Origin of the sequence: Acinetobacter sp. V89_7 (assembly GCF_029967895.1) — a bacterium.
Taxonomy (GTDB): Bacteria; Pseudomonadota; Gammaproteobacteria; order Pseudomonadales; family Moraxellaceae; genus Acinetobacter; species Acinetobacter soli.
On the sequence record NZ_JASCAJ010000026.1, the window covers coordinates 1 to 25,842 of the forward strand.

Consider the following 25,842-nt stretch of genomic DNA (forward strand, 5'->3'; position numbering starts at 1 on the left):
TCAATTAATGATAATATATATCGATTAATCAACCAGTAAAAATCCACACAAGTTGTTCTTCTATTCTCTTAATGATCGATTTGCTCTTCGTCAGAGACAAATTCAACGCAAAACACTTTCTTTCAACTTAACCCTGTAAGCTAAGTTGCTTTCGTGTATCGCGTCGGGATGCTGCGTATTCTAAGCAAAAAACCAATCAACGCAAGTATTATTTTAAAAAAAACAAACAATGGTTTATTTTTTAATCAAAATTATATGATTTAGCTCGATATCGATCATATAACAGTCAATTATACCCGATTCATTGAATTAATTTAGATCAGATTTACTTTTTATTGTCTCATAATATGTAGAACGTATTCTCCGAATTGAAAAAATAAATGAGCACACGGCTTAGTGAGCATTTTAAGCCGTGTGATTTCGAATGGTTATGATCTCTTTAGAAGCTGAGTTTTTTAAAGAACTAAAATGCTGCAAGACCAGTCTGAGCACGCCCCAAAATAAGAGCATGTACATCATGTGTACCTTCATAGGTATTGACTACTTCAAGATTCACCAGATGGCGTGCAACCCCAAATTCATCACTGATTCCGTTCCCCCCCATCATATCGCGAGCTAAACGTGCAATATCGAGCGCCTTGCCACAGTTGTTGCGCTTGATGAGTGAAGTCCCTTCGACTGCCGCCAATCCTTCATCTTTCATTCGGCCAAATCGAAGTGCGGCCTGTAAACCTAATGCAATTTCGGTTTGCATGTCGGCCAATTTTTTTTGTATAAGCTGGGTGGCAGCTAGCGGTCGACCAAACTGTTTACGATCCAGTGTGTATTGACGTGCAGTGTGCCAGCAGAATTCTGCCGCGCCCATCGCACCCCAAGCAATGCCGTAACGGGCACTGTTTAAGCAGGTAAATGGACCTTTTAAACCTCTAATATCCGGAAAAGCATTTTCTTCAGGTACAAAAACATTATCCATCACAATTTCACCGGTGATAGAGGCACGTAGTCCAACCTTGCCATGTATGGCTGGTGCCGATAAACCTTGCCACCCTTTTTCTAAAATAAATCCGCGAATTTCGCCAACATTTCCTTCACTCGATACTTCTTTGGCCCAAACCACAAATACATCGGCGATTGGGCTGTTCGTGATCCACATTTTTGCACCCGAAAGACGATAGCCTCCATCAACTTTTTTTGCACGTGTGATCATACTTCCAGGGTCTGAACCGTGATCCGGCTCTGTTAAACCGAAGCATCCAATATATTCACCTGTAGCGAGCTTCGGTAAATACTTTTGTTTTTGTGCTTCAGATCCAAATTCGGAAATTGGCACCATCACCAATGAACTTTGTACACTTGCCATAGATCGATAACCCGAATCTACACGTTCGATTTCTCTTGCAATTAATCCATAGCTGACATAATTCAGACCGGCACCACCATACTGCTCATCAATGGTTGGGCCCAAAAGACCTAACTCACCCATTTCACGAAAAATAGCTGGATCAGTTTTTTCGTGACGAAACTGTTCTAACACTCGAGGCATGAGTTTATCTTGACAATAGGCATGTGCAGCATCGCGAATCATGCGCTCTTCATTCGTGAGCTGTTGCTCAATTAAGAAAGGATCATCCCAATTGAAGTGGACGCGTGCTGTTTTTTTTGTATGATCGACCATATGATTCATTGCTTTCCTAGCCTAATGATTGAACTGTTATTTCTTCATCTTAGGCTGTGTTAACGAGTACCACAAACGATAATTTCGCATGTAGTCATGCATTTTTCTCATATCTTATTTTTTGCTTTTCAATTTTCTGGTTTAGAATAAAAGTGCTTTTCGAGTTTCAGATGGATTTATTTAAGAAGCCATTTTTTAATATTTAAAAGAATGATCTAGGATACATAATATGCGACGAATGATTCCTTCTTTACAGGCATTATTATGTTTTGAATCGGCCGCGAAACATCGTAGTTATACAGCAGCAGCCCAAGAATTATCGATTACCCAAAGTGCTGTTTCTCGGCAAATTCAGCAACTTGAAGACTTTCTTGCTGTGGCGCTTTTTGTACGAGCGCGTCATGGAGTTGAGCTGACACAAGCGGGTGAGAGTTATTTAAAAACGATCAAATCACATTTACTCGGTATCGAACATGCCACACTGGATTTAATGGCGCACAAGGGGTTAGGTGGAACACTAAAACTGGGCGTTGTTCCAACCTTCGCAACACGATGGTTACTGCCGCGACTTTATCGATTTAATCGTTTGTATCCTGAGATTACGATTCATTTAGAAACCAGTACCAAACCTTTTTTGTTTAGTGAGCATATTTTTGATGCTGCAATTTATGCCGGCACTCCTGCACAAATTGAAAACTGGCCCGATGCCAAAATCCAGTTTCTTATGGAAGAAGCGTTAGTCCCCGTCTGCTCTAAAACACTGATTGAAAAATATTTTCCAGAGTGTGTGTCAGGCGAGAATGAAAGTCTGGATTTGACTGCAGAACAAATTAGTCAGCTCCCTTTACTTCAGCAGACCACTCGCCCCTACATCTGGAATGAATGGTTTGCTCAAGCAGATTATGCCTATCCTTATGCAATGGACGGGCAACGCCATGAACTTTTCTCAATGCTGGCTGTCGCTGCGATGCATCATTTAGGCGTTGCATTAATACCGCCTTTGCTACTTGAAAAAGAGCTTGAACAGGGTGACTTGATACGAGTGTCTCGTGTGGAGCTTGTTGGTACTCGTTCATATTACTTTGTTTCATCTGAGCAACATAAAAACGCATTGATTGTAAAATTTACTCAATGGCTCGAACATGAAGTCAGAGAATTTGAATCTCAGTTTCTCTAAATTCTTCGTTTTAAAGTTGATCGCTAAATCCTACGTAGCGTGAAAGCGATTGCACACCTAAATCGGCTTTGACAATCACTTGAACAGGATATGTAGTTGAAGTAATTGCATGAAAAATATTCATATCTGGATCTTCATGTAATTCATCTACAGGTTGTTGCATCTGCGCTTCAAACCGATCGGAAACAAACTCGAATCCTAAATCCATCGCGACAAAGAGAGTATGTTCGCAGGGCTGAACATATTGTTCTTGCGACCAGTCAATAACTGGGTGTTTGCATATCGGGCAATCGATATTCACTGATGCATCTGATTGAAGAATTAATTGATAAGTCATATTTCATTCTCTAAAGGGTTCACATAGTGTAAAAGAAATATTTGTTTGCATCTAATCGTTTGAAATCGACTGATGTCGGATTGATCTTGCCAGTGTAGCGTGCTTAAGTGAGTACTAAGCGCAGTGCTGTTACTAATGTCATGTCATTCAATACTGGAGCATTCATGTCAACTTTGGAAAAAGCAATCGGACTTGCAGCAAAAAAACACGCGGGACAAGTAGACAAAGCTGGACAACCTTATATCTTACATCCATTACGACTTATGCTTCATCTGGAAACTTTAGAACAAAAAATTGTTGCAGTGATGCACGACTTACTTGAAGACACCGACACCACAATTGTCGATCTAATTTCACTGGGTTTTAGCCAAGATATTATTGATGCAGTGATTGCGCTCACCAAAAAACCCGGCGAGAGCCGATTTACAGCCGCAAAGCGAATTGTAAATAACCCATTGGCCAAAGCAGTCAAACTGGCCGACCTAAAAGACAACATTGATTTAAAACGAATTAGTCACCCTACAGCCCGTGATTTTGCGCGTTTAGAAGAGTATAAAAAAGTGCAAGCCTATTTACTTGATCCAAATTCGTCTATTTTGGCCTAAATTGCATGATTTACCGAGTAATCACATATCCTCAGAAAAATATTGGGTATACTCTGAAAAAATTTGAAACCCCTATTTTTTAGAAATATGGACATGCATCATGCTCACAGATTTAGACGATTTTTATTGCTTTGCTCTTGTGGTTGAACACGGTGGTTTCAGTGCTGCCGAGCGTGCCACAGATATTCCAAAGTCAAAATTAAGTCGCCGCGTATACAATCTTGAGGAGAATTTAGGCGTCCGCTTAATTCAGCGTAGCTCTCGACACTTTGCAGTGACCGATATCGGGATGAATATTTATCGGCATGCACAAGTGATGATGAATGCTGCACAAGCTGCACATGATCTGGTAGATCACTTGAGTATCCAGCCTCGTGGCGTGATTAAAGTGAGTGTTCCTGTCGATATTGCACAAAATCAGATGTCGAAACTGCTGCCGAATTTTTTAAAACAGTATCCTGAAATTCGAGTTCAACTGATCATTAGTAATCGACGTGTTGATATTGTCAATGAAGGCATAGATATTGCGCTTCGCGTTCGCTCAAATCTTGATGATGATCCGAGTCTGGTGTTACGTCAATTCTCCATCATCGAGCAACATCTTTTTGCCAGTCAGGCGTACTTAAACGAATACGGCTCTGTTAAAGCGCCCGAAGATTTGCATCATCATCGGATTTTGAGTTTATCGGATGAGCATTTAGATCAGCAGTTTAGCTTGTACAGCCAAAGCAATGAACTACAGAAAATCAAAGTCAATCCGGTGGTGATGGCATCTAACCTTTCTGTACTTGCCAATATTACCGCACAAAACTGCGGTATCGCGCTACTTCCCGATACCATTGCCAGCGACTATGTTAAATCGGGTGAATTGGTTCGCGTCTTACCTGAATGGAAAGCACCGCATGGCGTATTTCATGCGGTATATCCTTCACGTCGTGGATTACTGCCCGCTGTTCGTGTGTTTATCGATTACTTGGTTGAGCATTTAACCGAGCGCTGATATTCGCTTAAGCAAAAAGACTTACTTCTGACTTAGAAAAAAATCTGCCATGAGCTTGGTGGCCCATGATTGTGTGCGCCACCCCTCATAAAACGCACAATGACTTCCCTTCTTGGTGGTCACGACGGCAATGTTCTGCATAGCCTGAATTTCAGGCAGATAAGGTGCAAAGTTGTCGATATGACACACTGGATCATCTTGCGAATTAAGTACCATCAATGGCACTTTGATTTGCTTAAAAACGTGCATGGGATTGGTGGCCAACGTATAGTCTTGATAGTTTGAAAAACCAGCAAGCTGATAGTAGCGAAGATGAAACTCGGTTAAATTTTTAGATGTCAGGAGTTCTTTTAAATTATCGATATGTGACCAACCTTGCAGGTGTTTCTTAACAAAGCGATTGATTATTTTTTTTGCCATATATCGACTATAAACCGGATGAACTTTATCAAAACCCGTTTCAATGTTGTAACCCGGACAAAATGCAAATGCGGCTTTAAAACATGACTGATCTGCAACTTCACCCAAGTAACGCACCAGTAGACCCGATCCAGCCGATGATCCAACAGCATACAAATCTGATTGGGGGAGCTTAAGACGAATAAAATCAAGTTGTTCTTTTAAGTCTGCAGTTGAACCAAACAAGTTAAATTGCGGTATAGAAAAGTTTAAATCGGCATGTCCACGGCGCACACAAAGTGCAATCCGCCAGCCAGTAAAGCGGTGTAAGTCACGAACCAACTCACGCATACTAGACGGAGAACCGGTAATGGTATGCAAGATGACAATCGTGGGCGTGTCTGCGGGTAAGTGCGAACCGACCCACGTAATTGCAGTTTCCCCGCCGTCTTGCATCTTTAAATAATCGATATGATCATATTGCTGGCGGATAAAGCGTTTTTTAACCAAATCAAAATAAAGAAGCTGAAGATGCTCGTTAAAGAGCCAAGGTGTCGGGCGATACTTGGCATTTAATTGGGTGAGCTTTTGCATGTGCTGATGAAGACCGCTCTCAGGATGCAGATAGATTTGGGGATAATCCGCTCCTGTCAAACGATCAAGCGTATCTGTTAGTTTTTTTAGCACATTTATCTTTTTCATGAAATGTATCAACTTTATAGGAATTTAGAACAACATTCGAAAAATTAGCGAACCGATATTTTAAAAGGCCTAGACCAATCGACAGCCTAAACCTTAAGGATGAACAAAAACTTAAATCATAGCCGCAAGCTCTGCACCATGACGGATAGCACGTTTGGCATCTAACTCACCCGCCTCTTTGGCGCCACCAATCAAATGTACATTTTTGCCAAGCTGCTTGAGTGGTTCATACATCGCCGTAAACGATTCTTGTCCCGCACAGATAATGACATGATCGACATCAAGTACTGTGGTCTTTTCACCGACCTGAATATGTAAACCCTGATCATCAATTTTTTCATACTGTGCACCTGCAATCATTTTCACATTACGATTTTTTAAACCTGTACGATGAATCCAACCCGTGGTTTTCCCCAGTGTTGCTCCGACCGAACTGGCTTTACGTTGTAGCAAATATATTTCACGTGCACTGTGCTCAACCGCCGCAGTTTTTAAGCCACCAACTTGGCTGTACGAGGTATCAATTCCCCATTCGTCATAAAACTTCTTAGGGTGAATACTGCCGCTTTCGCCTTCATGGGTAAGAAACTCTGCGGTATCAAAGCCAATACCACCCGCACCGATAATCGCAACTTTTTGACCGACTGGCTGACGGGCTTTAAGTACATCGAGGTAACTCAACACTTTCGGATGCTGGATACCTTCGAGATTGAGATGACGTGGTGTAACGCCAGTTGCAATAACAATATCATCGAAGTCTGACTTGGCTAATTCGTCATAATCGATTTTGTAGTTTAAAACCAGCTCAATGTTCGGCTGCAGTTCAATCTGGCGATTAAAGTAACGCAGCGTTTCGTAAAATTCTTCTTTACCCGGAATGGTTTTGGCAATATTAAATTGCCCGCCAATTTGCTCAGCGGCTTCATATAATTTGATTTTATGACCACGACTGGCAGCATAGGTGGCAAAACTTAAACCTGCCGGACCTGCGCCAACGACAGCGATTTTTTTCGGTGTAGCCGCTGCTTTAAAATTGAGTTCGGTTTCATGGCATGCGCGTGGATTGACCAAACACGAGGCCACCTTGCCATTAAAGATATGATCCAGACAGGCTTGATTGCAACCAATACAGGTATTGATTTCATCACTACGTCCCTCGCGGGCTTTTAAAGCAAATTCTGGATCGGCCAGCATCGGGCGTGCCATTGAGACGATATCGGCATGTCCACTTGCAAGTACGTACTCTGCCATTTCAGGGGTATTAATACGGTTTGATGTAATCAGTGGCACTTTCACGTGAGGTCGAATTTTTTCGGTCACCCATGTAAATGCGGCTCGCGGCACTTTAGTGGCAATGGTGGGAATACGTGCCTCATGCCAGCCAATTCCGGTATTGATAATTGTTGCACCGGCTTTTTCAATTTCTTTGGCTAAATGAATGACTTCATCTAAGGTTGAGCCGCCCTCGACCAGATCAAGCATCGACAGTCGGTAAATAATAATAAAATTTTCACCAACCTCTTCACGAGTACGCTTTACAATTTCAATTGGAAAGCGAATGCGATTTTCGTACTGACCGCCCCATTCATCATCTCGATGATTGGTTCGAGCAGCAATAAACTCATTGATGAGATAACCTTCTGATCCCATAATTTCTACGCCATCATAACCCGCATATTGTGCGAGCTTGGCACAATTGACAAAGTCGGATATTGTCTGCCAGACCTCAGCTGAACTAAGTTGTTGCGGCTTGATCGGGTTAATGGGTGCCTGAATGGCGGACGGCGCGACAATTTCTTGCTGATAAGAATAACGACCGGTATGTAAAATCTGCATGGCAATTTTACCGCCAGCGTCATGCACAGCTTGTGTGATAACTTTATGTTTTTCCGCTTCTTCGAGCGTATCTAGTTTTGAAGCATGTGCAAAAGTTCGGCCTGCATCATTTGGCGAGATACCACCCGTCACAATAAGCCCCACTTCACCTTGAGCACGCTCTGCATAAAATGCAGCCATACGCGCATATCCACCCGGTGCTTCTTCAAGTCCAATATGCATCGATCCCATTAAGATACGATTTTTTAATGTAGTAAATCCTAAATCTAATGGTGCCAATAAGTGCGGATAGTGCGTTGACATATAATCTCCCTGGCTGGCATAAGCGCGCTTTATGCAATATGTTGCATAAACTTATAAACAAAATTTGCTTTCTATGCAACTTATTGCATAATCTGAAGCGTCACATCGAGTTTTAGGATGGCTATGTCGCTTTCACATGTTTTACTGACCAGCTTATTGGAGAAACCCAGTTCCGGATTTGAACTCGCCCGACGTTTTGATCGCTCGATGGGATTTTTCTGGAACGCCAGTCATCAACAGATTTATCGTGAACTCAGTGCGATGCTGGCTAAAGGCTGGATTTCAACCATTGATGAAGCCTCAAGTCACACGCGTAAAAAAACCTATCAGGTGGAACAGCTCGGTCGAATAGAACTTTCAAGCTGGTTGCTCCAGCAAAGTGAACCGTCTCAACTCCGTGATGATTTGATGGTTCGTTTACGTGCAGAAGCTCAACTGGGTGGCAATCAAATCCTGCCTGAACTCGAGCGACACTTGGCAATTCATCAAGAAAAACTGAAGCTCTACCAAACCATCTACGATAAAGATTTTAAACACAACACATCAGAAAACCGGGTATTGTTTATTCATCGAAAAATTTTAGAATTGGGCATTACCATGGAGCAAGAATGGATCAAATGGCTCGATGAAGTCATTCCTGAATTAAATGCACTAATTAACCAATAGGACCAGCCATGCCTTTTTATACTATGCCGGATCAAGAGCAATTATTTGTCAGACGTTTTGGATCAGGCGAGCCAGTGTTGGTACTTTCTGGTTTAGGTATGTTGAGCTGGCAATGGCTTCCCTTTTTACTTTCATATACCAAAGGCTTTGAGTTTATTATTCCTGAATGGCGTGGTTTTGGTCGATCACAACATTGTGCGATACCGCAAGAGCTAGATTCAATTTCTAGCCACTGGCGTGATGTTGAACACTTGATTGATGAGCTCAAACTGACACAGTTTACCCTTATCGGATACTCGATGGGTGCAACCACTGCAATGCATGGTATGCAATACGGTCATTTAGGACAGAAATTAAAAGGTTATTTACATATCGATCAAACTCCAAAAATACGTGTCGATAGCACGTGGCAGTTTGGTCTTTTTGGTGAACGTTATACCGAATTTAGACGTTTTCTTCATTTGATTAACGCACTTTTACAATCACATGCATCCGTTCAATATCTAGAGGAACTTCCGCTGACTCACCAACAGGAGCTGGTTGAAACATGGCTGAAGTTTATCGAGTTTCAAAGCAGCAACTCATTTATACCCAAAATATTCAAGCTGGCTCTGCAATACCCAAAACTTCAAAAACATGTACTTCCGATTCAGCGCTTAGATTACCTCAGATGGTATGTACAAAATTATTTGAATCATACCGAAGATTATCGAACCGCTTTACAGGCACTTGAATGCCCCACCACATTTTTCATTGGAAAACAGTCGACACTTTATCCAGAACAAGGTCAGACATTAATTGCTCATCAGTTAAAAAATGCTCAGCCTATTTATTTTGAAAAGTCTGGTCATACACCGCTCATTACGGAGCCAAAAAAATTTAGAACCGAGATTGGGCATTTTTTGAAGAAAGTACACTAGTTTGAGAAAAACTTCGTCTCAATCGTTTTTATCAATAAAAACATAGAATTATGTTAATATTTTCATGCTTATAAAAAAGCCAATAAAAGATGTTGGCTTTTTTAGGATTTACAGAATAAATTCAAAAACTTAATAAAATTAACGTGAAAAGTATTGTTTAAAACTCTGTATAAATTAATAGAATTCTGATTTTTTACCCTAGACAGTCCCGTCCTGCTGTAGTTTGATGCTTTTGTTAGACAACAGGTACAAACGTATCTGATCATGTCAAAAATATATGATGACCATAACTAGACCGACCATAAGGATATTTATTAGATGAGTGAAGTGGTATATAGCAAAGAAGAAAAACGCAAACGCGTTATGGGAATTGTCGGAGCATCTTCAGGGAATTTAGTTGAATGGTTTGACTTTTATATCTACGCCGTTTTTGCCATGTATTTTCAGCGAGCATTGACTGCACCCGACATGAGTTCAACCGCTCAAGGTATTTATGTTTGGGGCGTTTTTGCAGCCAGCTTTTTTATGCGCCCAATTGGTAGCTGGTTATTTGGTCGAATTGCCGATAAACATGGCCGAAAACAGTCGATGGTGATTTCAATTAGCCTGATGGCGGTCAGCTCCTTCTTATTTGCCGCACTCCCGACCTATGATCAGGTTGGTATTGCAGCACCCTTTTTATTATTAATGGTACGCTTGCTACAAGGTTTATCGGTTGGTGGTGAATACGGTGCTGTTGCTACTTATATGAGTGAAATTGCGCTTAAAGGCCAACGCGGTTTTTATGCGTCGTTTCAATATGTGACCCTTTCAGGCGGCCAGCTCTTGGCAAGCTTGCTCGGTGTGATCATGCTGGCCTTTATGACCGAACAACAACTCATGGATGGTGGCTGGAGAATTCCATTTGTGATTGGCGGCATCGCAGCAATTATTTCACTTTTAGCACGAAGCAAACTTGAAGAAACCTTGTCGCATGAAGACAGCGACAAAAAAGAATCGGGTTCATTGCGCGAGCTATTTAAAAAGCACTGGTTTACCTTTTTACTGGTGGTGGGTTATACCTCGGCAGGTTCTTTAACTTTTTATGTTTTAACCGTATATTCAAAAACCTATATCACCAGCTTGGGTATTGAAGGCCGAACTGTTGGCTACATGATGACCTGTGCACTGTTTATTTATATGATTGCTCAACCACTATTTGGAGCACTCTCTGACCGGATTGGTCGTCGTGCATCCATGCTGCTTTTTAGTGGATTGAGCATTGTATTTATTTATCCAGTTATGGTCATTGGAATGCGTCAGTTTAGTGATTCACCGGTAATCGTGACGGCTTTACTGGTTTTTCTGATGATGATTCTGAGCCTATACACTTCTATTAGTGGTTTAATTAAGGCAGAAATGTTTCCACCACATGTACGGGCATTGGGCGTTGGGTTTTCTTATGCTGTCGGAAATGCCATTTTTGGTGGTTCAGCGCCAGCGGTTGCCCTGCAATTTAAACAGGCAGGTATTGAAAACGAATTCTTCATTTATGTGATGGTGATGCTTGCCATCTGTTTCTTCTGTAGTTTTAAATTACCGAAAGAACCAGAATATTTGCATCACGACAAATAAATTTCAAATCCGCCTTCGGGTGGATTTTTTATATCAAGGAGAACAACATGAAAAAATTAGTGGTTTTTTCTGGTGCCGGTATGAGTGCCGAAAGTGGTATTCATACATTTCGAGATAGTGATGGACTGTGGGAAAATTACAAAATTGAAGATGTGGCAACGCCAGAAGCTTGGCAAAAAGATCCTGAACTTGTACAGCGTTTTTATAATGAACGGCGTAAAAACATTTTAAACGCGACCCCTAACTCGGCACATCTGGCGATTGCCGCTCTAGAGCATCAATTTGATGTGAACGTGATTACTCAAAATATTGATGATCTGCACGAGCGTGCTGGCTCTAGCCGTGTTTTACATTTGCACGGCAATATTCGATTTGCCAAAACCAGTGGTCCAGATGCACAAATCACCCAAGAGCTATATCCTATTCGGGGCAGCGAATTAAAACTAGATCGGGATTACTGTAAAGACGGCTATCCACTTCGGCCACATGTGGTCTGGTTTGGTGAATCTGTACCTGCTTATCAAGATGCAATCCATCAAATTCGTCAAGCCGATATATTTATCGTGATTGGTTCAACCTTAAGCGTTTATCCGGTCGCAGGTTTAATCCACGAAATATCTGGCTCATGTGAAGCGTATTATATCGATCCGAAAGCCGACTATCATCGCGTTCCAAAGCAGTATCAGTTGCTCAAAATGACAGCATCTAAGGGTGTAAAAACACTATCCGAGACGTTAAAAAGTAAATAATTTGACCATTTTGGGTGCTTTTTATCCACACATCACCTTCAATTTGTTCAATGCTTACACAATTGCTCACTTTTTAAGATACACAAAATTACAAAACTGCTTTGATTTTCATCCTTTCGATTTAAATATCATCATTTTTTGTATTTAAATCCATCAAATGGCTTTTGATTTTTATTTTCGATAAATAATACATTGAATTTTATAGGTTATTAATTAATCTCTACACACAAGATATTTTTACATAAAATTACATAATGTATACTTAAAGTTAACAGTTATTATTTTGGCATCCGTGTTTATATCTCAGCCTTATTTTTAGGCAACCAAATTATTATTTGGACTGGTTGAATTACACACGTAAAAGTACATAAGGATAGGTCCCATTCATGAATTCTATCAATCCAACCGTGATCACGTTTGTATTTTACATCGTGGCAATGGTCTGTATTGGTCTCTATGCGTATAGAGCCACAACTAATTTTTCAGACTACATTCTGGGCGGACGCAGCTTAGGAAGTTTTGTTACAGCATTGTCGGCTGGTGCATCAGACATGAGTGGTTGGTTACTCATGGGCTTACCAGGTGCGATTTACTTATCGGGTCTTTCCGAAGCATGGATCGCAATTGGTCTGATTATCGGCGCATGGTTAAACTGGTTGTTTGTCGCAGGCCGTTTACGCGTGCATACTGAGGTGCAATTTAACGCACTCACTCTCCCCGATTATTTTACCAATCGATTCAATGATACGAAAAAATTACTTCGCATATCTTCTGCGCTGATCATTCTGATTTTCTTCTCGATTTACTGTGCTTCAGGCATGGTTGCAGGCGCACGCTTGTTCGAAACGATTTTTGGTATGGATTACACCATGGCGCTCTGGATCAGTGCGATTGCCACGATCAGTTACGTGTGTATTGGTGGCTTCCTTGCCATTAGCTGGACCGATACGTTTCAAGCTGCCATGATGCTATTTGCTTTATTGCTCACGCCTATTTTTGCGTATTTAGCGATTGGAGACGGTCAGCAGCAATTTACGCAGCTCATTGAAACAGCTCGTCCACAAGCCATGAACATGTTCTCTGGTGTGAGTTTTATTGCCATGATTTCAGCAATGGCATGGGGCTTAGGCTATTTTGGGCAGCCGCATATCCTCGTTCGTTTTATGGCAGCAGACTCGGTCAAATCAATTCCAGCTGCACGTAGAATTGGTATGTCTTGGATGATTCTGTGCTTAGGTGGCGCTGTCGGAGCAGGATTTTTTGGTATTGCCTTCTTCCAAGGTCATCCTGAGCTTGCCGGAAATGTGAGTAAAAACTCTGAATTGGTATTTATGGAGCTTGCACAGATTTTGTTTAATCCGTGGGTAGCCGGTATTGTGATGGCAGGTATTCTTTCTGCTGTGATGAGTACGTTGAGCTGTCAGCTTCTGGTCTGCTCGAGTACCTTAACCGAAGATTTTTATAAGCCATTCTTTCGCAAAAATGCCTCTCAAAAAGAATTGGTCTGGGTTGGTCGCTTGATGGTTCTGGCGATTTCTGTATTTGCAATCTGGTTGGCAAGCAACCCGGAAAGTAAAGTTTTGGGCCTTGTAGCGTACGCTTGGGCTGGCTTTGGTGCCGCGTTTGGTCCATTAATTATTTTCTCGTTGTTCTGGAAACGCATGACTTTAAATGCTGCGGTTGCAGGTATGATTGTAGGCGCAGTGGTGGTGATTGGCTGGAAAAACCTATTTGCGTCAACGGGTATTTACGAGATTATTCCTGGTTTTATCTTGGCTGCAATTACCATTGTGGTTGTGAGCCTCATGGGCAAACCACCAACACGTGAAGTTACGGATCGTTTTGAAGAAGCCGATCGTCTTTACCATAGCTCGAAATAATGCATCATATGATCTAAAAAAAGGGGCGTTATGCCCCTTTTTTTGTAGTGCGCTTATTTAGCTTAATTCGAGAGGTTTCTTTGACCACTTGCATAACCGGATAACTTCGCGTTTCCTTGACTCCAGGCAATTGCCACAGGGTTTGCCCAGCAAACTTTCGGTACTCTTCCATATTGGCACTGCGAATTTTCATTAAGAAATCAAAACCGCCGCTGGTCATATGACATTCAATAATTTCAGGATATTCCGATACAGCCTCAATAAATTCGTCGAGTCCATTCGATGTGGTTTTATCGAGTAATACTTCCACAAATACTAAAAAACTCGCATTGAGCTTTTCTGGATTGAGCTTGGCTTGATAGCCCAGAATATAATTCTCCTTGGTTAGTTTCTGTACACGCGCCATGACCGCAGTAGGTGACAGACTGACTTCTTCTGCGAGCTTTATGTTTGAAATTCGACCATCTTTTTGAAGAATATCGAGAATTTTCAGATCAACCCGATCTAATGTTGAAATTGCCCCATCCATACAAATTTTTTCCCTAAAAAATGCCAAGAATATAGCGAGTTATTCGGTAATTATTCTGTAATCATAAATTATCTAAACCTCTTTAGACAATATCCTTTAGAGATCGTCATTGGAATTTGACATGAACATGATGGACAGCAACCCGAAAATGCATGAAGCACAACCTAACTTTGGTTACATCACGGAATTTAAACAAAAAACCGAGCTGGAAGAACGAATTAACAGTGCTTGGCGCCGTGCAGAACCAGAAATCGTCGAAACCTTATTGAATGCCGCGACAATTTCAGATGAATTGAATCATCAGATTCACGAAGTTGCGTTTAATCTGGCCAACTCATTACGTGAGCGTAAGAGTTCTGCTGGTAAGGCAGGCATTGTGCAGGGTTTATTGCAGGAATTTTCGCTGTCCTCGCAAGAAGGAATTGCACTCATGTGCTTGGCAGAAGCACTTTTACGTATTCCTGATAAAGCAACACGCGACTTACTGATTCGTGACAAAATCAATCAAGGCAACTGGAAAGACCATGTAGGTCAAAGTAGCCTGATGTTTGTCAATGCAGCAGCTTGGGGCTTAATGCTGACCGGTAAGCTGATGGAAACGCCTAAACAAGGAAGTTTATCGGGCTTGCTCACCTCGATCATTGCTCGTAGTGGTCGTGGTGTCATCCGTAAAGCAGTTGACGTGGCGATGCGCATGATGGGCGAACAGTTCGTGACAGGTGAAACCATTGAAGAAGCGCTGAATCATGCTAAACCGCTTGAACACAAAGGCTTTCGCTATTCATACGACATGCTGGGCGAAGCTGCTCTCACCGATCATGATGCTGCACGTTATTTTAACGATTACACACAAGCCATTCATGCGATCGGCAAAGCCGCTCAAGGTAAGGGCGTGTATGATGGTCCAGGAATTTCGATTAAGTTATCTGCACTGCACCCTCGTTATCAACGCGCTCAAATTGCACGTGTACATGATGAGCTTTATGGAAAAGTCTTTGAACTGGCACAACTGGCGAAACGCTATGACATTGGACTCAACATAGATGCAGAAGAAGCCGATCGTCTTGAAATCTCACTCGAACTTTTAGAACGATTGTGCTTTGAGCCAGAACTTGCAGGCTGGAAAGGTATTGGGTTTGTCATTCAGGCTTACCAAAAACGTTGTTTCTACGTGGTCGATTACGTGATTGATCTGGCCAAACGTAGCCAGAAACGTCTGATGATTCGTTTGGTAAAAGGTGCTTATTGGGACAGCGAAATCAAAAAAGCCCAAATCGACGGGATGAGCGACTACCCTGTATTCACACGTAAGGTTCACACCGATTTATCATATATTGCGTGTGCCAAAAAATTGCTGGACGCACCAGCGTATATTTATCCGCAATTTGCAACACACAATGCACAGTCATTAGCCACCATTTACCATCTGGCAGACCCGAGCAAGTATTATGCAGGTCAGTATGAGTTCCAATGCTTACATGGCATGGGAGAACCGCTATACGAGCAAGTCGTAGGTTCGCGTAGCGACAATAAACTCGGTATTCCATGTCGTATTTATGCACCAGTGGGTAACCATGAAACCTTACTCGCCTACTTGGTACGCCGCTTGCTCGAGAATGGTGCCAATACCTCTTTTGTTAACCGTATTGCCGATCAAAACCTAAAAATCGAAGCATTGATTCAATCACCATTTGATGAAATTCATGCCACTGCCAAGCGTGAACAACGCATTGGTCTCAAACATCCTGCTATTGCACTGCCACATGCATTATATGGCGATGCACGTCAGAATTCGAAAGGCTTTGATCTTGCCGATGACAGCAGCCTGATTGCCTTAAATGAAACGGCACAGGCATTGCAGCATCAGGTGTGGAACAGTCAGCCCTTGCTTGCAGATGCATCGCTTGAGTTTGACGTTACATCACAGGCCATTTTAAACCCTGCTGTTCATGCAGACTTGGTCGGTTATGTACAAGAAGCAACTGAAACACATGTTGAGATTGCTTTACAGGCAGCAATACAAGCACAAATCGGTTGGTCAGGCACCCATAAAAGTGAACGCGCAGCAGCATTAAAGCGTGCAGCAGACTTAATGGAAGACCGCATGCAGGCGCTCATGATCCTTTTATGTCGTGAAGCCGGTAAGACGTATGCCAATGCGATTGCCGAGGTACGTGAAGCCGTCGATTTTCTACGTTACTATGCGACCCAGATCGAGAGCATCCATGAATCTACAACGATTCGCCCACTTGGCACAGTGCTCTGTATTAGCCCTTGGAACTTCCCTTTAGCAATTTTTTCAGGTCAGATTGCAGCTGCCTTGGTGGCTGGTAACTGTGTCATTGCAAAACCTGCCGAGCAAACGCCTTTAATTGCTGCTGAAGCAGTGCGCATCTTGCATGAAGCGGGTGTTCCACGTGCTGTGCTGCAACTATTGCCAGGGCGTGGTGAAACGGTTGGTGCTAAGCTTAGTTCAGATGATCGTGTTCAGGGCATCATGTTTACCGGTTCGACCGAAGTCGCGAAAATTTTGCAAAAGACAGTTGCCAAACGCGTTTCAACGACTGGCGAGCCTATTCCGCTGATTGCGGAAACGGGCGGTCAAAATGCGATGATTGTCGATTCATCGGCCTTAACCGAACAGGTGGTGCTAGATGTCGTCAACTCGGCATTTGACAGCGCCGGCCAGCGCTGCTCTGCACTTCGTATTTTATGTGTGCAAGAAGACAACGCTAAAGTGTTAATTGACATGCTCAAAGGTGCGATGCAACAACTTTTGGTGGGTAATCCGTTTATTTTGAAAACGGATATTGGCCCTGTGATTGATGGCGAAGCCAAACAAACCATCGATCAGCATATCCAAAAAATGCGCAGTAAGGGCTATCCGGTTCATCAGCTTGCTTTAAATCAAGATGCCAAAAGCCAATTGGTGCTACAAAACGGAACGTTCGTACTGCCAACCCTAATTGAACTTCCAAATCTCGATGATTTAGAACACGAAGTATTTGGTCCGGTATTACACGTCATTACCTATAAGCATGGCGAAATTCAGGCTTTACTTGAGCGGATCAACGCCAAGGGCTATGGTTTAACCATGGGACTGCACACTCGAATTGATGAAACAATCAATACCGTGGTGGAACATGCAGAAGTCGGCAACCTATACATCAACCGTAATATCGTTGGTGCTGTGGTGGGGGTACAACCTTTTGGCGGAGAAGGCTTATCGGGTACTGGGCCTAAAGCCGGTGGTCCGCTTTATGTATACCGCTTGATGAATAGCTGTTCAGAAAAAAGCTTAAGTATGCCTTTTGGTGTGCAACCAGACCATCATATTCGCGCTGAACGTCCAAAACTGTTTAATGAGCTACTGAGTTGGGCTAAACAGCATTTGCCTGAAGCGAACTTCCCTGCAATTGATACAGTTAGCGTAGGGCAAGCGTTTGATTTGCAAGGCCCGACTGGCGAAATCAACCGCTATATGATGCTACCGCGCAAGCGTGTTTTGACAGTTGCAACGAATCATGTCGATGTCGTGCATCAAATGCTCGCGATTTTTGCAGTACAAAGCGAAGTGGCCATTTTGCAAGGTCACAGTTTTATGCAAAGTTATGCTTCAAAATTGCCTCAAGCGATTCGTCAGGCAATTATTGAAATTGGTCATGTCGAGCATGGGAATTTCGATGCTGTCTTGCATCACGGTACTGCCGATCAACTGGAAAAATTGCAAACACAAGTTGCAGCACGTCAAGGAGCTATTGTGGGTATTACGCATATGCAAGATTCAAGTGTCCGTATCCCACTTGAGCGACTTTTGATTGAACATGCAATCAGTATTAACACGGCTGCTGCTGGAGGTAATGCCAGCTTGATGACCATTTCGGAATAGATGATTATTTCAAAATAAAGGTCTTTTCACTAAAAGCACGCCAAGTGAGAAACATGGCGTGCTTTTTTACATTGAGCGCATTAAAAATATTATGGCTGTGCTTAAAGCCATGATAAGTTTTCTCCCTGATAGTTGCTTTTTTTGCTACTATTTGCGCTTTGACGATTCTTGTTATTTTTCATATTTATGTCTCAAACGTATCAGCAACAGCTTCAAGATAAAATTGAACGAATCACCCGCCAATTTCAGGAATTTAATGCGCCAACATTGGAAGTATTTGACTCGCCAGAGCAAAATTTTCGTATGCGTGCTGAGTTTCGTATCTGGCATACCGAAAATGATTTGTTCTATGCCATGTTTGAACGCGCAGACGAAGGCAAAAATAAAGCTGTGGTACGTGTTGATACGTTTCCAATTGCTGATCAAAGCATTAATGCACTCATGCCTGTTTTACTGGCAGAGCTCAAGGCGAATGCTGTGCTATCACAGCGTATTTTTGAAGTCGATTTTTTGGCAACACTGAGTGGTGAAATGCTGGTTACGCTGATTTATCATCGTAAACTAGACGCTGACTGGGAAGCTGCGGCCAAAGCACTGGCAGATCGACTCAATATCAAGATCATGGGACGTAGCCGTGGTCAGAAAGTCATTATCGGTGATGACTATGTGGTAGAGCAATTACAGGTTCATGGCCGCACTTTTAAATACAAACAAATCGAAAGCAGCTTCACCCAGCCAAATGCCATTGTTTGTCAAAAGATGCTCACTTGGGCCTGCGATACCATTCAGGGTAAAAATAAGGATTTGCTTGAACTCTATTGTGGAAACGGTAATTTTACCTTGCCGCTTTCATTACATTTCAATCGTGTGTTGGCGACTGAGCTTGCAAAAAGTTCTGTTTATGCTGCGCAGTGGAACATTGCACAAAACCAGATTAATAGCATCCAAATTGCCCGACTTTCGGCCGAAGAGTTTACTGAAGCCTATCGCGGTGAACGTAGTTTCAGACGCCTACAAGAAGCACAAATCGAGCTTGATGGCTATCAATTTGATACGGTTTTTGTCGATCCACCACGCGCCGGAATTGATGATGAGACCCTAAAACTTCTGCAAGGATTTGAGCGTATTTTATATATCTCGTGTAACCCGGATACCTTATACGACAACTTAAAAACCCTGACTCAAACACATCGAATTAGACGCTTCGCTTTGTTTGATCAATTCCCGTTTACCCATCATGTTGAATCGGGTGTATTACTCGAAAGAATTTAAACAATTTATTGCATTGTAAAGAATAATGAATAGGTTATAGATGTAACCTATTCTTCTTTAATCATTTTTTATAGCTAAAAATCAAATTAAATCAAAGATCAAGCCCCTAGCCTTGTCATAATTTCGTTAAATTTTAAATTTATCATCGGAAAATTTAGAGTTTGATTGTTGCTTTTATCACTTTGGTCATCTTGTATTTTTATTTAATTTGGCTATATTTCGAGCTATGTTAAGTTGATTATGAAGGCTCTATGAGTTTTTGGCATAAACTGTTCTCATCAGATGAGATCAACAACGAGCATAAAAACCAAATTGCTTGTGTTGAAAACGATTGTTCTTGCAAAACAAACGAGCAGCTCGTTGCTGCTTTGGCAAAAGCAACTGATGAAGATATCATCAAAGGAATTAAAAAGGTTTTGGTGTCTCGCGGTTACAGCCGTAAAGAGTTGAATGAAATAAATCATCGTCCGGTGCAATAGCCATTTTACCTGTGTAAATTGATTGCATGATCCAAAAAAGCTGATATCTAAACAGATGTCAGCTTTTTTGTTTTCTAGGCGTTTGTTTAATGATTTTAAAATATACAAGCTCATCAAAGTCGACTTGACTTCATGCGCAGGGTCACGTAGAAATCACTCACTTTGTTCATGTTTATGGATCTTTAATGGCTAAACGTAAATACCAGAAAGAACTTTTTTCTGTACGCAGAATTGATCGCGAATGGTGGGTTGTGCAACAAGTAGATCCAACAGTAGCAGTAAAAAAAGTAGAAAAAACACAGACACGCTGTGTCGCAAATCAATATGCCGATGATTATGTCGAGAAGTATTATGTCGACTTGTATCTGAAGCAGCAAATGCAAGCTGCATCTAAACCACATTAAAATAAAAAAACCCATAGCACTGGCTATGGGTTTTGAGGATCACGCTGTAATACTACCTCTGGTAGTGATGATTATTATTGTTTTATTGAAGAGCCTTCTCGAACTCTTCGGAGATCATCATATAACAAAAAAACAATAAACGCAAACAATTCTCATTATCAAATTCAAATTATTTTATCTTTTTTATTGATCAAGGAATTGTTTACTTTAAGATAAGGTACGTTTTTATTCTAAAAAACATCTTCCACTCAACGATTTTAGAGATGAGTACAATATTTCATGGGAAATCTTGAAGCTTTTAAAGCGTTATTTTTAGGTTTTATCGAAGGATTAACAGAATTTTTACCGATTTCGAGTACAGGACATTTAATCTTATTTGGTCATTTAATTGACTTTCATTCCGATAGCGGTCGAGCATTTGAAGTCGTAATCCAGTTAGGTGCCATTCTCGCGGTGTGCTGGCTGTACAGAAAAAAAATTATCGATTTGGTGAAAGGCTTTTTTAGCGGTGATGCAGAAGCACGACATTTTACGTTTAGCGTTCTGATTGCTTTTTTCCCCGCGGTGATTATTGGCGTATTGGCCGTCGATTTCATTAAATCGGTGTTGTTTAGCCCAATGGTTGTGGCGGTGGCGCTGATTGTAGGTGGACTCATTATTTTCTGGGTTGAGTCTCGTGACTTTAAGCCATCTACTACCGAAGCCACACGCATTACTTTCAAGCAAGCCATCATTGTGGGTTTTGTACAGTGTATTGCCATGATTCCAGGCACATCTCGTTCAGGTGCAACGATTATTGGTGGTATGCTTTCAGGTTTATCTCGTAAAGCAGCGACCGAATTTTCGTTCTTCTTGGCCATGCCAACCATGCTGGGTGCAGCCACCTATGACCTCATGCGTAATGCCAGTATTTTAACATCAGACAATATGCTCAATATCGGGCTTGGATTTGTTGCAGCTTTCATTTCTGCATTGTTTGTGGTCAGAGCACTGGTTCGATTTGTTGAGAAGCATACTTTACGCGTATTTGCTTGGTACCGGATTGCACTCGGTGCCATCATCATGCTGGTGATGTTTTAAATATAAAAAAGCTCAGAGTATGCTCTGAGCTTTTTTTTTAAATTGCGATCAGCTTCACTACAATGTGCTGCGCCTCTTCAATTTCATCATAATGCGAATATTTGCGATTCAACTCTTTATACTTCAAACGAAAATTGCGCTGATTTAATGTTAACTGATCAGGAATTTTGTCAAAAAAATCTGCTGGCGCATCGAGCTGCTCTTCATGCAAAGGGGTTCCAAGCTGATAATCGTCCCCTTTAAGTACTACATATTTGACTGTTGTTTTCATTCAGATTTACCCATTTTTTTCACTCCTTTTCTTTTGTATTCTGTACTAAATTGAAAATGGTTCATAGCGTGATGACAATTTAAAACAATTCGATGAAAGCCGTTTATTTGATTTGTTGATTTAACCTGTTGCGCCTTATAACTACATCTTTATCTCATTTTGGTATTTTGCTGATTTTCTGCTACTCTTTTGCAGCTTTTTCTCCTAGCGCGATTTGTTCTGCAATAAAGCGCTATCGTGTCTGTCAATAAGGATAATTTTTGATGTCGAAGCCATCTGTTGAAGCATTACGTCTTGTGGATTGTACGGAACAACAACATTCAACTGAGATTCTGGATATTCTCAATGATGCGATTGTGAATTCAACTGCATTGTACGACTACAAACCCCGCACGCAAGAAAGTATGGTGCAATGGTTTAAAACCAAACGCACACACCAATTTCCTGTCATCGGCGCAGTCAATGCGCAAGGTCAATTGATGGGCTTTGCAAGCTTTGGCACATTTCGGGCATTTCCGGCTTATAAATATACAGTCGAACACAGCGTTTATATTCATAAAGATTTTCGTGGCCAAGGCTTGAGCATCGTGCTGATGCAAGCACTGATCGAACGAGCGAAAGCCGCTGATGTGCACGTGATGGTCGGATGTATTGATGCAACCAATGTAGCCAGTATTAAATTGCATGAAAAACTCGGATTTCGTTATTCGGGCACTATCACTCAAGCGGGATTTAAATTTGGACGCTGGCTCGATGCCGCGTTTTATCAGCTCACGCTAGAGACGCCAGTTGAACCATATGATGATGTTTAACGTTTTTTAACTTAATATTCAATAACGCAAGCTATACGTTTGATCACGATCTGACGTATAAATTTCACGCCCAGTTCACACCTTTTCACCTACCTTTGATTGATAAAGATAAATTAAGGGTGAACCCAATGATGAAAAGAATCACGACACTTGCCGTCTCGGCCATTACGATTTTGAGTCTGAGTGCCTGTAAAAGCATGCCAGCATATACCAGTGATTACACTAAAGCGCGTGAGCAAGTGAATGGTGTAGTGATGGATGATCAAAAAGCTATGGACATCGGCCAGCGATTTGTGGGTGCCTTTAATACCCTCGGTACACCGTCATTTGTGAAAAATGCCAGTAATCTATATGCCGATCAGCTTTACATCAACGATACTTTATCTCAGTTTTCTAATAAGCAAGAATTGGTGAAGCATTTTGAAGGCATGAATAAACGCGTGAGCAACGTGACCGTAAAACTCATCAGCGCGACCCATCATGAAGACTCCGCATATATTCACTGGCACATGGCTTATGACTTCAAGATGTTCGGTAGTACCAAAACTATGGACTCCTACGGTATCAGCGAAATTAAAGTGAATCCGCAACAACAGATTATTTTCCAGCAAGATTTCTGGGACCCTGCTAACGGCTTATTTCGTTCATTACCTGTATTTGGAGGAGCTTACAAATGGGTATTACCATTCAAAAAATCGTAATTGGTAGTGTGTTGGGCGTGTCATCATTATGGATGACACAAACAGCATCGGCCAGCGAATTAAAAAAATGCAGTACAGCACCAATTGTGGTGACGCTCAAAAATGTCGGTAAAGTCAGCTACTATGCGCAAGATTGTGCTAAGGCATGGAATACGCAGGATATCCGGCTTGACTTCTACTACACCCGTGATATTCCAGAATGGGCATTTAAAAAAGCGGCCACACATTTTCTGGAAAAAAATATTTCTGGCTTTAGCAGTAAATCCCCTTTGAACCAGATTACCGCGCTCTATCGGCCAGTAAAATCGGGAGATTTGTATAGCATTGGCTATCAAATGCAAAATCAGAAACTGGATCTGGTTTTAAACAATAAACTGCTTGGTTCAATTACCGATCCGCATGCCAATGATTATTTTAAAATTTGGTTTGGTGCAGCGCCATTTAATGCTAAGTTAAAACAACAACTTCTCAATTAATGGATTCGCTTCATCTTATGAGCCATCATTTTATACTCATGGTCGAAGACCATTTTGAGCTGGCTGCAACGGTTTGTGAGTTTTTAGAGGCGCATGGTTACGTGGTTGACCATGCGCGTAACCTTGACGCTGCCAAAAACTTCTTAAAGTCACAGCCTTTTCATTTGCTTTTATTAGACGTGAACTTACCAGACGGTACAGGCTACCAGCTTTGTGACTGGGTACGAAACGATCAAGGACTGGATTTACCTGTGCTCATGCTCACAGCGCGTGATACTGTTGAAGATAAACTTCAGGGGTTTTCTGCTGGTGCAGACGACTACTTGATCAAGCCATTTGACTTCAACGAACTGGTTGCCCGCATTCGTGCCCTCATTAAGCGTGCTTCTGGCGAGGTGTCTAATAGCCAAATCAAAATACACGATCTTGTATTAGACACATCTACTCAGCGCGTCATACGAAACGGTCATTCAATAGAACTGCCACCGATTCAGTTTAAATTACTCAAAACATTAATGCGTCAGTCACCTAAAGTAGTGACCAAGCAAGAACTGATTATGGAATTATGGGGTGAAGAAGAGCCTGAGAGCGATGCACTCAGAAGCCATATTTATAATCTAAGAAAAATGATTGATAAACCCTTTGAACAAAAACTATTACACACCGTTTCAGGAGTGGGTTTAAAGATTGCGATTGAACAAAGCGCCTCTTAACAAAGATAAACCACAACAATCAATCCTGTAGTATTTTGCAGCATTAGTTCTGGATGGGTTAAAAGATAATATTGACGGTCGAACAGCTCTACGCGCCAGTTGAGCTGTTTACACAGTTTTTGCACCAGTTGTAAACCAATTCCATGCCCTTTTACATCGAGCTTCAACTGAGATTCATTGAGCTCTTGCACTTTGGCATCGTTGGGTAAATCCAATCCAATTCCATTATCGGCAATAATAAGGCTGTTTTTTTGCAAGATTATATCGATCTGGGTACCTTGCGAATAATTTAAAGCGTTACGCAAGATATTACTGAGCACCATTTTGGTCATGGAAGGATATAGCCAGCGCTTTTGCTCGGCTTCTTCGTACTGAATTTCAATATCAATGCCTTTGACCTGACTCATATCGGCCAGATCCATCACCAGATCATCGACGATTTTAGACAAATAATGATGTTCAGTATTTAGATTACTGGTGGTATTTCGCGCTATTGCCAAAAGTGTATCGACCAAAAGCTGCATGTCCTCAATGGTATTGTGCATACGCAGCAAGGATTTGTCTTGGCCAAACTTAACTTGGCATAACTGTAAATTGCCCTTTAAGATCGTAAGCGGTGTGCGCAGCTCGTGGCTTACATCCCCTGTAAACTCGCGCTCTCGGCGGATAAATTCGGTCAAAACTTGATGGTACTTTTCTAGCGCCTGCTTAAGGTATTCTGCTTCTAAATTACCATTGGTACTGATTTGGGCAAATGGCGATTGCTCGGTTTGATGCGCCCAATCGATTTGTTCAAGCGCATTGGCCAATCGTGTAATAGGAGAAAAATAGCGCTTTGCCCGCCGGTTTGACCACCACAAAAAGCTGTATAAAACAGATAAGCTAAACATGAGTGGTGCAAGACCAAACAGCCAGATCAATTTATTGACGTTGCTTTCACCAAAAACGAGCAAGACATGCTGACCATTTTTCTCACCATAAACTGTCATACGATCTTTACCATCAATAAACATCCGGTTTACACCAGGCTTGAAGGTATAAGATTTAAAACGCGGCGGTGGGTTATTGGTGAGCCATCGATAGCCATACAAGTTTTTGGTATCGGGTAAATTCGCATTCGGATTACGCTGAACGCGAATCCAGTAATGCTCCATCTCCTGCTCAAGGGCAGTTTTTAATAAAGAGCCTTTAATGACCCATGCGCTGCATGCCAAGCCCACCACAATCGACATTGCAATCAAAACAATCTGTAGCCAATAGTATCGATTAAACACATCAGCCACAGGATGATTGGAATGGTCGTTGCGGTAGAACTTCAACATATTTACAACTCAATAACAGCCAATTTGTGTG

At 41.8% G+C, this 25,842-nt stretch carries 24 protein-coding genes; 17 read left to right on the forward strand and 7 right to left on the reverse strand.

Annotated elements, in window-relative coordinates; translation table 11 throughout:
• Positions 1-463: 463 nt before the first annotated feature.
• A complete protein-coding gene (locus QLG00_RS07790) occupies positions 464-1,684 on the reverse strand; it encodes an acyl-CoA dehydrogenase (RefSeq protein WP_151795464.1) in 1,221 nt (406 codons plus the stop codon).
• A gap of 220 nt (positions 1,685-1,904) precedes the next feature.
• On the opposite strand from QLG00_RS07790, the gene QLG00_RS07795 reads away from it, so the two are divergent.
• The gene (locus tag QLG00_RS07795) at positions 1,905-2,852 is read left to right on the forward strand and encodes a LysR substrate-binding domain-containing protein (protein ID WP_119026054.1); all 948 of its coding nucleotides are present in this window, start codon (positions 1,905-1,907) and stop codon (positions 2,850-2,852) included.
• A 10-nt stretch (positions 2,853-2,862) separates the two neighbouring features.
• Here the strand turns inward: QLG00_RS07795 and QLG00_RS07800 are convergent, their stop codons facing one another.
• Positions 2,863-3,189, reverse strand: a complete 327-nt coding sequence (locus QLG00_RS07800; RefSeq protein WP_282470759.1) for a hypothetical protein — start codon at positions 3,187-3,189, stop codon at positions 2,863-2,865.
• A gap of 164 nt (positions 3,190-3,353) precedes the next feature.
• Between QLG00_RS07800 and QLG00_RS07805 the strand changes: the two genes are divergently transcribed.
• The gene (locus tag QLG00_RS07805) at positions 3,354-3,794 is read left to right on the forward strand and encodes a guanosine-3',5'-bis(diphosphate) 3'-pyrophosphohydrolase (RefSeq protein WP_282470760.1); all 441 of its coding nucleotides are present in this window, start codon (positions 3,354-3,356) and stop codon (positions 3,792-3,794) included.
• Between the two features lie 100 nt (positions 3,795-3,894).
• The gene (locus QLG00_RS07810) at positions 3,895-4,794 is read left to right on the forward strand and encodes a LysR family transcriptional regulator (RefSeq protein WP_004937946.1); all 900 of its coding nucleotides are present in this window, start codon (positions 3,895-3,897) and stop codon (positions 4,792-4,794) included.
• 21 nt (positions 4,795-4,815) lie between these two features.
• Here QLG00_RS07810 and QLG00_RS07815 read toward each other — a convergent pair whose 3' ends face one another.
• Positions 4,816-5,895, reverse strand: coding sequence for an alpha/beta fold hydrolase (locus tag QLG00_RS07815; RefSeq protein WP_004937948.1), 1,080 nt, complete (start codon positions 5,893-5,895; stop codon positions 4,816-4,818).
• A gap of 111 nt (positions 5,896-6,006) precedes the next feature.
• The gene (locus QLG00_RS07820) at positions 6,007-8,034 is read right to left on the reverse strand and encodes an NADPH-dependent 2,4-dienoyl-CoA reductase (protein ID WP_025094678.1); all 2,028 of its coding nucleotides are present in this window, start codon (positions 8,032-8,034) and stop codon (positions 6,007-6,009) included.
• A gap of 123 nt (positions 8,035-8,157) precedes the next feature.
• Here QLG00_RS07820 and QLG00_RS07825 point away from each other — a divergent pair, with 123 nt between their 5' ends.
• From QLG00_RS07825 to putP, 5 genes are all read left to right on the forward strand, one after another.
• Complete coding sequence (locus QLG00_RS07825; RefSeq protein ID WP_004947673.1) at positions 8,158-8,700, forward strand: PadR family transcriptional regulator; 543 nt, start codon at positions 8,158-8,160, stop codon at positions 8,698-8,700.
• Between the two features lie 8 nt (positions 8,701-8,708).
• On the forward strand, positions 8,709-9,620 hold the full coding sequence (locus tag QLG00_RS07830; RefSeq protein WP_048764254.1) for an alpha/beta hydrolase: 912 nt from the start codon (positions 8,709-8,711) through the stop codon (positions 9,618-9,620).
• A gap of 327 nt (positions 9,621-9,947) precedes the next feature.
• Complete coding sequence (locus QLG00_RS07835) at positions 9,948-11,234, forward strand: MFS transporter (protein WP_025094681.1); 1,287 nt, start codon at positions 9,948-9,950, stop codon at positions 11,232-11,234.
• A 47-nt stretch (positions 11,235-11,281) separates the two neighbouring features.
• A complete protein-coding gene (locus QLG00_RS07840; RefSeq protein ID WP_282470761.1) occupies positions 11,282-11,983 on the forward strand; it encodes an NAD-dependent deacylase in 702 nt (233 codons plus the stop codon).
• Between the two features lie 386 nt (positions 11,984-12,369).
• Positions 12,370-13,863 (forward strand): sodium/proline symporter PutP, encoded by a 1,494-nt coding sequence (gene putP, locus QLG00_RS07845; RefSeq protein WP_282470762.1) that lies wholly within the window; start codon positions 12,370-12,372, stop codon positions 13,861-13,863.
• A 28-nt stretch (positions 13,864-13,891) separates the two neighbouring features.
• Here the strand turns inward: putP and QLG00_RS07850 are convergent, their stop codons facing one another.
• Positions 13,892-14,392 (reverse strand): Lrp/AsnC ligand binding domain-containing protein, encoded by a 501-nt coding sequence (locus tag QLG00_RS07850; protein ID WP_004937965.1) that lies wholly within the window; start codon positions 14,390-14,392, stop codon positions 13,892-13,894.
• A 121-nt stretch (positions 14,393-14,513) separates the two neighbouring features.
• Between QLG00_RS07850 and putA the strand changes: the two genes are divergently transcribed.
• From putA to QLG00_RS07875, 5 genes are all read left to right on the forward strand, one after another.
• The gene (putA, locus tag QLG00_RS07855) at positions 14,514-18,281 is read left to right on the forward strand and encodes a trifunctional transcriptional regulator/proline dehydrogenase/L-glutamate gamma-semialdehyde dehydrogenase (RefSeq protein ID WP_282470763.1); all 3,768 of its coding nucleotides are present in this window, start codon (positions 14,514-14,516) and stop codon (positions 18,279-18,281) included.
• Positions 18,282-18,467: 186 nt separating this feature from the next.
• Complete coding sequence (trmA, locus tag QLG00_RS07860; protein WP_282470764.1) at positions 18,468-19,553, forward strand: tRNA (uridine(54)-C5)-methyltransferase TrmA; 1,086 nt, start codon at positions 18,468-18,470, stop codon at positions 19,551-19,553.
• Positions 19,554-19,804: 251 nt separating this feature from the next.
• Entirely contained in the window at positions 19,805-20,032 is a 228-nt protein-coding gene (locus QLG00_RS07865; RefSeq protein WP_004937974.1) for a hypothetical protein, read from the forward strand.
• A gap of 185 nt (positions 20,033-20,217) precedes the next feature.
• Positions 20,218-20,436 carry a hypothetical protein gene (locus tag QLG00_RS07870; protein WP_004937977.1) on the forward strand — a complete coding sequence of 73 codons (219 nt, stop codon included), beginning with the start codon at positions 20,218-20,220 and terminating at the stop codon, positions 20,434-20,436.
• 279 nt (positions 20,437-20,715) lie between these two features.
• The gene (locus QLG00_RS07875; protein WP_004937982.1) at positions 20,716-21,516 is read left to right on the forward strand and encodes an undecaprenyl-diphosphate phosphatase; all 801 of its coding nucleotides are present in this window, start codon (positions 20,716-20,718) and stop codon (positions 21,514-21,516) included.
• A 37-nt stretch (positions 21,517-21,553) separates the two neighbouring features.
• On the opposite strand, the gene QLG00_RS07880 is transcribed toward QLG00_RS07875, so the two are convergent.
• Positions 21,554-21,787, reverse strand: a complete 234-nt coding sequence (locus QLG00_RS07880; protein ID WP_004937983.1) for a hypothetical protein — start codon at positions 21,785-21,787, stop codon at positions 21,554-21,556.
• Between the two features lie 263 nt (positions 21,788-22,050).
• On the opposite strand from QLG00_RS07880, the gene QLG00_RS07885 reads away from it, so the two are divergent.
• From QLG00_RS07885 to QLG00_RS07900, 4 genes are all read left to right on the forward strand, one after another.
• Entirely contained in the window at positions 22,051-22,599 is a 549-nt protein-coding gene (locus QLG00_RS07885; protein WP_282470765.1) for a GNAT family N-acetyltransferase, read from the forward strand.
• Between the two features lie 131 nt (positions 22,600-22,730).
• Complete coding sequence (locus tag QLG00_RS07890; protein WP_025094686.1) at positions 22,731-23,300, forward strand: nuclear transport factor 2 family protein; 570 nt, start codon at positions 22,731-22,733, stop codon at positions 23,298-23,300.
• A complete protein-coding gene (locus QLG00_RS07895) occupies positions 23,273-23,776 on the forward strand; it encodes a chalcone isomerase family protein (RefSeq protein ID WP_282470766.1) in 504 nt (167 codons plus the stop codon). The genes QLG00_RS07890 and QLG00_RS07895 overlap by 28 nt, the downstream gene beginning before the upstream one ends.
• Before the next feature lie 17 nt (positions 23,777-23,793).
• On the forward strand, positions 23,794-24,489 hold the full coding sequence (locus QLG00_RS07900) for a response regulator transcription factor (RefSeq protein WP_025094687.1): 696 nt from the start codon (positions 23,794-23,796) through the stop codon (positions 24,487-24,489).
• On the opposite strand, the gene QLG00_RS07905 is transcribed toward QLG00_RS07900, so the two are convergent.
• Positions 24,486-25,811 carry a HAMP domain-containing sensor histidine kinase gene (locus QLG00_RS07905; RefSeq protein WP_048766054.1) on the reverse strand — a complete coding sequence of 442 codons (1,326 nt, stop codon included), beginning with the start codon at positions 25,809-25,811 and terminating at the stop codon, positions 24,486-24,488. The genes QLG00_RS07900 and QLG00_RS07905 overlap by 4 nt on opposite strands.
• Positions 25,812-25,842 lie beyond the last annotated feature (31 nt).

Excerpts from the sequence above, each read along its gene's own strand:
- QLG00_RS07790 (WP_151795464.1), bottom strand. The coding sequence starts at position 1,684 with ATGAATCATATGGTCGATCATACAAAAAAAACAGCACGCGTCCACTTC.
- QLG00_RS07795 (WP_119026054.1), top strand. The coding sequence starts at position 1,905 with ATGCGACGAATGATTCCTTCTTTACAGGCATTATTATGTTTTGAATCG.
- QLG00_RS07800 (WP_282470759.1), bottom strand. The coding sequence starts at position 3,189 with ATGACTTATCAATTAATTCTTCAATCAGATGCATCAGTGAATATCGAT.
- QLG00_RS07805 (WP_282470760.1), top strand. The coding sequence starts at position 3,354 with ATGTCAACTTTGGAAAAAGCAATCGGACTTGCAGCAAAAAAACACGCG.
- QLG00_RS07810 (WP_004937946.1), top strand. The coding sequence starts at position 3,895 with ATGCTCACAGATTTAGACGATTTTTATTGCTTTGCTCTTGTGGTTGAA.
- QLG00_RS07815 (WP_004937948.1), bottom strand. The coding sequence starts at position 5,895 with ATGAAAAAGATAAATGTGCTAAAAAAACTAACAGATACGCTTGATCGT.
- QLG00_RS07820 (WP_025094678.1), bottom strand. The coding sequence starts at position 8,034 with ATGTCAACGCACTATCCGCACTTATTGGCACCATTAGATTTAGGATTT.
- QLG00_RS07825 (WP_004947673.1), top strand. The coding sequence starts at position 8,158 with ATGTCGCTTTCACATGTTTTACTGACCAGCTTATTGGAGAAACCCAGT.
- QLG00_RS07830 (WP_048764254.1), top strand. The coding sequence starts at position 8,709 with ATGCCTTTTTATACTATGCCGGATCAAGAGCAATTATTTGTCAGACGT.
- QLG00_RS07840 (WP_282470761.1), top strand. The coding sequence starts at position 11,282 with ATGAAAAAATTAGTGGTTTTTTCTGGTGCCGGTATGAGTGCCGAAAGT.
- putP (WP_282470762.1), top strand. The coding sequence starts at position 12,370 with ATGAATTCTATCAATCCAACCGTGATCACGTTTGTATTTTACATCGTG.
- QLG00_RS07850 (WP_004937965.1), bottom strand. The coding sequence starts at position 14,392 with ATGGATGGGGCAATTTCAACATTAGATCGGGTTGATCTGAAAATTCTC.
- putA (WP_282470763.1), top strand. The coding sequence starts at position 14,514 with ATGAACATGATGGACAGCAACCCGAAAATGCATGAAGCACAACCTAAC.
- trmA (WP_282470764.1), top strand. The coding sequence starts at position 18,468 with ATGTCTCAAACGTATCAGCAACAGCTTCAAGATAAAATTGAACGAATC.
- QLG00_RS07865 (WP_004937974.1), top strand. The coding sequence starts at position 19,805 with ATGAGTTTTTGGCATAAACTGTTCTCATCAGATGAGATCAACAACGAG.
- QLG00_RS07870 (WP_004937977.1), top strand. The coding sequence starts at position 20,218 with ATGGCTAAACGTAAATACCAGAAAGAACTTTTTTCTGTACGCAGAATT.
- QLG00_RS07875 (WP_004937982.1), top strand. The coding sequence starts at position 20,716 with ATGGGAAATCTTGAAGCTTTTAAAGCGTTATTTTTAGGTTTTATCGAA.
- QLG00_RS07880 (WP_004937983.1), bottom strand. The coding sequence starts at position 21,787 with ATGAAAACAACAGTCAAATATGTAGTACTTAAAGGGGACGATTATCAG.
- QLG00_RS07885 (WP_282470765.1), top strand. The coding sequence starts at position 22,051 with ATGTCGAAGCCATCTGTTGAAGCATTACGTCTTGTGGATTGTACGGAA.
- QLG00_RS07890 (WP_025094686.1), top strand. The coding sequence starts at position 22,731 with ATGAAAAGAATCACGACACTTGCCGTCTCGGCCATTACGATTTTGAGT.
- QLG00_RS07895 (WP_282470766.1), top strand. The coding sequence starts at position 23,273 with ATGGGTATTACCATTCAAAAAATCGTAATTGGTAGTGTGTTGGGCGTG.
- QLG00_RS07900 (WP_025094687.1), top strand. The coding sequence starts at position 23,794 with ATGAGCCATCATTTTATACTCATGGTCGAAGACCATTTTGAGCTGGCT.
- QLG00_RS07905 (WP_048766054.1), bottom strand. The coding sequence starts at position 25,811 with ATGTTGAAGTTCTACCGCAACGACCATTCCAATCATCCTGTGGCTGAT.